The 370-nt window shown below is 47.0% G+C and carries 1 protein-coding gene; it reads left to right on the top strand.

Annotated elements, in window-relative coordinates; translation table 11 throughout:
• Positions 1-370, top strand: a 370-nt coding sequence (locus tag E0698_RS26340; RefSeq protein ID WP_192513441.1) for an IS3 family transposase, incomplete at both ends; no start/stop codon positions are given.

The following is a 370-nucleotide window of genomic DNA, read 5'->3' as shown; positions in this document are numbered from 1 at the left end:
CCAAACGAGGTGTGGATGACGGATATTACGTATATTCCCACTGATGAAGGCTGGCTTTATTTGGCGAGCGTGATGGATTTGTACAGCCGCAAAATCGTAGGATTCCACATGGATTCTCGGATGACTAAAGAGTTAGTCATTCAGGCCCTTGACCAAGCCTATCGTGTCCAACGACCGGGCAAAGGGGTTCTGCATCATTCTGATCGAGGGAGCCAATACGCATCTCACGAGTATCAAGCTAAGCTGGTTAAGTATCATATGAAAGGCAGCATGAGCCGCAAGGGGAACTGTTATGACAACGCCTGTATCGAATCCTTTCACAGCGTTCTAAAGAAGGAACTGATTTACTTAGACCACTACAAAACCCGTC

It is taken from the genome of Paenibacillus sp. 23TSA30-6, assembly GCF_014858585.1.
In the GTDB taxonomy this organism is placed as follows: Bacteria; Bacillota; Bacilli; order Paenibacillales; family Paenibacillaceae; genus Paenibacillus.
This window is presented reverse-complemented; position numbering and strand designations above follow the sequence as displayed.